This is a genomic window from Hydrogenobacter sp., from assembly GCA_041287335.1.
Taxonomy (GTDB): domain Bacteria; phylum Aquificota; class Aquificia; order Aquificales; family Aquificaceae; genus Hydrogenobacter.
The window spans coordinates 1-7,243 of record JBEULM010000011.1; the positions used below are offsets into that span (position 1 = coordinate 1).

Here is a 7,243-nt window from a genome sequence, read left to right on the forward strand (position 1 = left end):
ATGCAGACAAAAGACCTTTACTTAGTTCAGAGGCTCCTGAACCATCAGAAGGTGGAAACTACAAAAAGGTATGCGCATCTGACACAGGACTACATAGTCAATGCCCTTGAGGAAATTTCGTCAATATTTCGGCAGGAAAAAGAGGAGAAGCCCAGCTCAGCCTGAATTATCAAGGCTTTCAAGATATAGCCTCTCTTCTTGGCGTGTAGGAGGTCGGGGGTTCAAGTCCCCTCCGCTCCACCATCATTTTACCCTCTCCCTTTGCTTTTTAGCCTCCCTAAGATACTCGGTCAGTTCCTTAGTTTTTGCGTCAATTATAAGATCTCTGAGCCTTTTTAAGGATTCGCTGAAGATATCTATGGCTTTTATAATGTTCTCCCTGTTTTCTATGAATATGTCTTTCCACATTATGGGGTCTGACATAGCTATGCGCGTAAAGTCTTTGAAACCTCCGCCCGGATACTCAAACAGATCAACGCCATCTTTACTAAGTTTTATAATGGCATCTATGAGAGCAAAAGCTACAGCGTGAGGCATGTGAGATACCGCACCAAACACGTAATCGTGAAGGTAAGGATCCATCTCCTCCACAAAACATCCCAGATCCGTCCAGAGTTCTTTCACTTTTTCCTTAGCTTGATGCGACGTTCTTCCTGTAGGTGTCAGTATGCACTTTTTGCCTTTAAAGAGATCCCTGACGCTATTTTCCACGCCTGATTTTTCTGTACCTGCGATAGGATGTCCTCCCACAAACCTTTCACCCAAATATTCCTCCATCATATAAACGAGGTGTCCTTTTACGCTTCCCATATCAGTTATTAAGCTTTTTGGAAGATCAAAGGAAGCAAGGGCTTTCCCAATACTTTTAAAAGCTCCTACAGGAGTTGCGAGAACTATCAGTTCAGGTTCAAAAGGTAGTAAATCTTCAAGATGCACACTCCCTTCATCAATGACTTTTAGGTATAAAGCTTTGGAGATAGCCTCAGGGTTTATGTCAAAACCAAAAACCTTACAATCGGCGTAGCGTTCCCTTAAAGCTAAGGCAAAGGATCCACCCATGAATCCCACACCTATTACGCATACTCTCTTAGGCATCGCTGTATACCACCTTGCCTTCATAAATTGTGTATATTACTTTCCCTTTGAGAGTTTTCTTCCAAAGGGGTGTATTTTGGGATTTAGAAAAGTTGGTGCGTTCATCCAACACCCACTCCCTTTCGGGATCAAATATGGTTAGGTTTGCCTTAGAGCCTACCTTTAAAGCTCCGCAACCTTCAAGTCTGAGAAGTTTAGCTGGGGCGCAAGACATAAGTTCAACCATTTTGCTGAGGTTTATATGTCCGTGTCTGACAAGCTCTAAAGCTATAGGAAGTGCTGTCTGCAACCCTATCATGCCAGCTTTTGCCTTTTCTATCTGTCCCTTTTCCCACGTTGCATGGGGTGCGTGGTCTGTAGCTATGCAGTCAATTGTACCATCCTTTAACGCTTCCAGTAAGGCTTGTCTATCTTCTTCCCTTCTGAGAGGTGGATTTACTTTGGCAAGTGAACCTGACTTTAGTACTTCCTCTTGTGTAAAGACAAGGTGATAAGGGTTTACCTCACATGAAACCTTTGCCCCCTTTCCTTTAAAGTACCTTATAAGCTCTACACTCAACGCTGAGCTAAGGTGCTGTATGTGCAAAGGAGAGCCAGTATGGTAAGATAGGATGAGATCCCTCGCCACAAGTATGTCTTCAGCCTGGGGAGGTCTTGATGCCACACCCAGAAGACTACTCACATACCCTTCATTAATATGTCCGTATGCGATGGTGTCATCCTCGCAATGATTCATCACCAGAAGACCAAGTTGTCCAGCCAGCTCAAGGGCTCTCTGCATGAGCCTTGAGTCCATAAGCGGGCTACCATCATCGGTGAGTGCTACACATCCAGCCTGTTTGAGTGCATAAAAGTCAGAAAGCTCTCTGCCTTCCCTTCCTTTGGTAAGAGTTCCGGAAGGCAATATGTAACACAGTCCAACGCTCTTTGCCTTTTGTATTATATAGTTGGCTACATGGGGGTTATCTATGGGTGGCTTTGTGTTAGGCATACACACTAAGGTTGTGTAACCTCCTGCCACAGCACACCTGCTTGCACTCTCTATATCTTCCTTATATGTCTCTCCGGGATCTCGTAAGTGTGCGTGTATATCTACAAAGGAAGGACACACCACTAAGCCTGAAGCGTCTATTAGCTGTGCCTCAAGTTCAAAGAGATTTTCTCCAATAGCTTTTATCTTGCCCTTCTCCACGAGAATGTCCATCACAGTATCAAGATTTTGAGAAGGATCAACGATCCTGCCCCTTTTTATCAGCAGTTTTGACATGACTAAAATTATAAGTGACCTCGGATAGAGCTATATAAGGGTTCTTCTCGTTAGTTTCCCATACGAAGCCTCCACACTTGCTTATGATCCATTTAGCTTCGCTACTTTCAGGGTGGTGTCCGCATATAATTATGGATACACCTTTATCCATGAGAAGTTTAGCAACATCCTGCTCCCTTTTTGGAAGTTCTTTTATAACTTCAGGTCTTTCTCCGCTTCTGAAGATCAGCACTCCCTTCGCTTTTTCAAAATTTTCGCTCACACTTCCTTCAGCATCTATTAAAACCCCAAGACCCGTTTGGGTATTTTCTACAGGTTCATAATGTATAAAGACAAACTCAAGATCGGGAAGTTCACGTTTTAACCTCTCCTCAATCTTATCAACCGCGCTGTGAATCCTCACAAAATCCCTGCCAGACACAGCGATAGTTATATCCGCAAAAAGTTTTCCACCAGATGACCTCACAAAAAGGTGCCTTATCTCGCTCACCTCACCAAAGCTCAGTATTATGTCCCTTATGCGATTTAGCGTTTTTTCATCAACTGACACGTCAAGAAGTACGGATACCTCTCTCCTTAGTATGCTCACCGCTGTGTACACTATAAGTGCGGACACTCCTACAGCAAAGTATCTGTCAAGCTGGTATCCTGCATAAGAACTCAGAAAGCTCATCAGGACAAGAGAAGAACCAAAGGCATCGGTAAGTGTGTGGTAAGAATCAGCGACAAGCACAGGAGAGTTCAGCCTTTTGCCAGCTTTCCTTTCCAAAAAGGACAGACCCAGAGAACTAATCAGAGAGAAAACCACAACGCCCAAACCTAAAGCCATATACTCTTCCTTTATGATCACTTTGGATCGAAAGGCTCTCTGAAGTATCTCGTAAGAAGCAAGTAGCAAAAATATGGCTATGACTGTAGAACCTACATTTTCAAGCTTGTAAAGACCATAAGGGAATCTCTCACTCCTTCTTTCAGAAAACCTCAAAGTAAAGTAGGCTACCAACGAGGCAAAGGAATCAGACAGTGAGTGTATAGACTCGCCTATCATGGAGAGACTGCCCGTGAAAAATCCAGCTATCATCTTGAAAATTGACTGTAAGACATTCACGCAGAGCGAAACCAAAGCCCAATGTTCTTTTTTCATCTGTTGAAAGGTATTTTAGCACCTTGATAGCTTTTTCGCCTTTGGAGTTCGTCCAAGATAGCTTTTATCACTTCTTGCTTTTTTGTATAAGTGCAGTAATCAGGAGCTATGAGCCTCTCAGGTTCTACCTCACCGGTGAGTCTGTGTATCACCACATTTGGAGGAAGGATCTCTATAATATCAACAGCTCTCTTTGCATACTCTTCAAGACTGAGGACTCCAAACTCGCCTTTCAAATACTGCTCAGCCATCCTGGTGTTTTTTATAATGTGCAAAGGATGTATCTTGACGCCGTCTATGGGAAGACTCACAAGAAGCTTACCCGTTTCAAGCATGTCTTGATCATCTTCATGAGGAAGCCCTAAGATGATGTGAGCGCAAACCTTTAAGTTTCTCCTTTTGGTCCTCAGCACAGCATCCACAAAGTCCGAAATACCGTGCGCCCTGTTTATGAACCTGAGAGTTCTGAAGTTGGCACTCTGAAGTCCATACTCTACCCACACTTCAAGCCCCTTTTGTGTGTAACTCTCAAGAAGGTCAAGTACCCACTCTGGAGCGCAATCAGGGCGCGTACCCACATCTATCCCCACCACCTCATCGAACTCAAGAGCTGTATCGTACACAGACTTGAGATATCCGTAATCTCCGTAAGTGTTTGAGTAGGATTGGTAATAGATGAAAAACAGTATGTTCTTCCCATATCTGTCCTTTGCCCTTTTTATACCTTCCTCTATCTGTTCCTTGAGAGGTTTGTAAGGCTCAAGGTGTGCAGGTCTTGTACCCGAAAAACAGTAGGTGCATCCGCCTGTTGCCTTAGTTCCATCTATGTTAGGACAAGTAAAAGGAAGAGCGACCGTGATCTTTTGTACACGCCTTTTATAGCGCTCTTTCAGGTAGTCTCTCAGAGAAAAATAAGGAATTTTTTCACTCACAAGCATGAAAAATAATTTATGCTCGGAACTCTTAAAGGAAAGCATTAGAAAGGTTTGAGAAATATGGATGAGGTTGGTACCTTGTTGTAACTCACATACAAATCTATAGTGGTTTTACCTGTAGAAAGCATCACACTACGGCGATCCCTTCCCAATTTTAGCGTGAAGTCATAAGGTGAGTGCAGTTCCCTCTTTAAGTAAATCACAGAAGGGTCGTATGGATTGGATTCCGAGTAAGTGATCAGACTACCTAATACTTGAAGTTTTACCATAACGTAGGGAGCCGAAATGCCAAAAGTGGTGTAGTAAGATAGGGTATTTCCGTCAAGCTCAAGACTTTTGCAGTTGGTAAGCTGTTTTTGGAGCAGATAGATAAGTTCGTAAAGTTTCCTGTTTTGTTCATAGGTCATAAACCTCTTTCTTACATCTTGTACTGACCTGTAGACGCCAGCGAGAGCCAGAGCCACAAAGGTAGATATTACCACAGCTATAAGAAGTTCAATAAGTGTAAAACCGTTAGTTTTGCCACGCATCAAGCACCTCACCGTAAGAAGTTACTATAAAATCCATTTCGTCGTAAAAAGGCTCATACTTTACTACCTTGACATGGTAATACATGGGATTTGGCACATAAAGGAATCTCAAAGCTATGTAGCTTCGTGATGGACCCAGTAAGTTCTGGAACCACTCGGGATTTATGTAGCCAGACATCTTTATCTGTTCCTTGACCGACTTTACTTCGCTATCTGTAAGACCAAGTGCAAGGAGAACGGGTTCAGGTGCGTAATTTATGTTGGTAAGGGTTGCCACAGGTGTCAGATACTTCTGTAGCTCTTTGTATGTTTCCCTATCCATACCTTTTACGTAAAAAAGCTCCGTTATTGAGGATATATCCCCGTGCGGTGATGGTCCTTCTTGATAACTCGTCCCTCTTCCCAGAAAGGACATCACATTTTCAGAAATCTCTTTTGCTTTGTTCTCGCTCATACCCAGATTAAGGAGGAGATTTTTGAGTATATCTGCGTTGATAAGAGGCAAACTTATCTTAGCTTCTTCCGCAGAAACGTAAACCCTATACTTACGATTTGATATGTAGTAAGGGAGAGGACTGTTCAGCCTTAGAATGCTTGGATCTTTTAATGCGAGATTGACGGCTGTAACTGCCAAAGCCCTCGCTTCGTAAAGAAAGGTCCAGTTATCAACAAAATGGGAGCTTCTCGTGTAGCTGTATCTTATCTGGTAGAGTGTAAAGAAAACGAGTCCTGACAGCAGGGTTATCATCCACAGGACATATATGATTATGCTTCCTCTCATCTGGGATATATGAGGAAGCTGTAGCCGTTAGTGAGGTATATGCGCTGGACACCAAAGTCCTGAGGACAGACATAGTAATTGAAGTTTTGATAAGACATGAGCTGACAGGCCTTTCCATCTACATCCTTATGGTCCAGCAGAGTAGCCAGAGACGTAAGCTGAGCGTTAAAGATGTTCTGTATGTGGGATATCACCTCAAGATCCCTCTCCTGCTTTTTCATAATATAGAGCCTTTGAGCGATCAAAGACAGGCTATGTTGGAGAAAAACTATCGCCAGCAGGGCTATAGTGAAGGCTATTACTACCTCAATGAGGGTAAATCCTCTCACCACTGAAGGGCGGTATAACCCGGAACTGTCTCTATTGCCCATCTCCAGTTTCCTTTTATGAAAACCCAGTAACTCCTCACGTTCTTTTCTGTAATGGTTCTGCGATTTTCAGGAACAGGCACGTTACCTATCATAGGTGGAAGGGTGTAAGTGTATGTGCAGTAAACTACCGCAATGTTTGTATTCCCTACCACCTTTCCGCTACATTTGTAATCCTTAAAGGTTATTTTTAGAGCATCAGCGTTTCTTTTGAAAACTTCAAGTGGGTACTGCTTTTGACCAACCGGGTCAAAGAAGGAATAAACACAGTCAAGATCATTCTTTACCTGACAGCTATCAAACTTTTCAAGGGCGGATTTGAGCCTGTCCTCTTTTTCTCCTCTGCTGGCTATCTTGTAGGGATTGTTCAGAGCGTCAGCCTTTATATCCCTCGCTCTCAAAAACCACACACCCTTTTTATCGTCTTTGACCAGATAGTACACCCTGAATATACCCTTTCCAAGATAAAGGGTCTTGCTAAGATAAGACGTTTCCACCCAGGGCTCTTCTAAGGGACCAAAGGATTCGGTCTTGCCATCCTTGACGTAAACCGCCCAAAGTTGGGGTATGAGATACCTCTTATCCATAAAAACTTCCAAAGCTCCATCCTCAGAAACCGCAAGGGATGAAAACAGCTGAGAGTATATGTAATCGTTGTCCTTATCCTCCACAGCTTTTTTAATATCCTGCCCTTTCCAGGAGTAAACGAGGTTTATCTTTTTACTTAACTGTTCTCCATCCGCCTTGTAAACGTCCTCACCCTTAGGTGGCATATTCACAGAAAAGAAAAGAGGAGTGTTATCCTTTAACACCGCAGGTTGTATGTAAGTGTAAACGCGCTCGTAGTCCTTTTCCAACCTTACCAGAGGCTTGTCAAAAGGGTTTTTATAAACCAGAAAGGTGAGTTTATACTTGCCATAAATGTCAGCGGGGTTGCCTTTGGGAAGCCTCCACATAAACAGGCGAAGTTCTCCTTCTCTACCTTCCACATAAGGTGTGTACTGATAACCTTCCTCAAACTTAAAAAGACTCACATCGTAGCCGTCCCTGACTCTTCTCGCCCTTACCTCTCTGTCTGTGGTGTAAATTACACAAAAGCCATTCACAGGGTCATAAAAGGGTG

Annotated in this window: 8 protein-coding genes; all 8 read right to left on the bottom strand. The window is 43.3% G+C overall.

From position 1 onward, the window contains the following. Positions 1-243: 243 nt before the first annotated feature. Positions 244-1,095 carry a prephenate dehydrogenase/arogenate dehydrogenase family protein gene (locus ABWK04_01525; protein MEZ0360566.1) on the bottom strand — a complete coding sequence of 284 codons (852 nt, stop codon included), beginning with the start codon at positions 1,093-1,095 and terminating at the stop codon, positions 244-246. After that, positions 1,088-2,362 (bottom strand): dihydroorotase, encoded by a 1,275-nt coding sequence (locus tag ABWK04_01530; protein ID MEZ0360567.1) that lies wholly within the window; start codon positions 2,360-2,362, stop codon positions 1,088-1,090. Before ABWK04_01530 ends, ABWK04_01525 begins: the two co-directional genes overlap by 8 nt. Further along, complete coding sequence (locus tag ABWK04_01535; GenBank protein MEZ0360568.1) at positions 2,325-3,506, bottom strand: cation diffusion facilitator family transporter; 1,182 nt, start codon at positions 3,504-3,506, stop codon at positions 2,325-2,327. Before ABWK04_01535 ends, ABWK04_01530 begins: the two co-directional genes overlap by 38 nt. Then, the gene (locus ABWK04_01540) at positions 3,503-4,444 is read right to left on the bottom strand and encodes a TIGR01212 family radical SAM protein (GenBank protein MEZ0360569.1); all 942 of its coding nucleotides are present in this window, start codon (positions 4,442-4,444) and stop codon (positions 3,503-3,505) included. Before ABWK04_01540 ends, ABWK04_01535 begins: the two co-directional genes overlap by 4 nt. A 38-nt stretch (positions 4,445-4,482) precedes the next feature. Then, positions 4,483-4,971 carry a prepilin-type N-terminal cleavage/methylation domain-containing protein gene (locus ABWK04_01545; protein ID MEZ0360570.1) on the bottom strand — a complete coding sequence of 163 codons (489 nt, stop codon included), beginning with the start codon at positions 4,969-4,971 and terminating at the stop codon, positions 4,483-4,485. Continuing rightward, on the bottom strand, positions 4,955-5,719 hold the full coding sequence (locus tag ABWK04_01550) for a hypothetical protein (GenBank protein MEZ0360571.1): 765 nt from the start codon (positions 5,717-5,719) through the stop codon (positions 4,955-4,957). The genes ABWK04_01545 and ABWK04_01550 overlap by 17 nt, the downstream gene beginning before the upstream one ends. A gap of 29 nt (positions 5,720-5,748) precedes the next feature. Continuing rightward, positions 5,749-6,081: a type II secretion system protein gene (locus ABWK04_01555; GenBank protein ID MEZ0360572.1), complete on the bottom strand. Its 333-nt coding sequence runs from the start codon at positions 6,079-6,081 to the stop codon at positions 5,749-5,751. Further along, positions 6,078-7,243 (bottom strand): hypothetical protein (locus ABWK04_01560; GenBank protein MEZ0360573.1); only part of this gene is annotated, 1,166 nt, incomplete at its 5' end. The genes ABWK04_01560 and ABWK04_01555, both read right to left, overlap by 4 nt.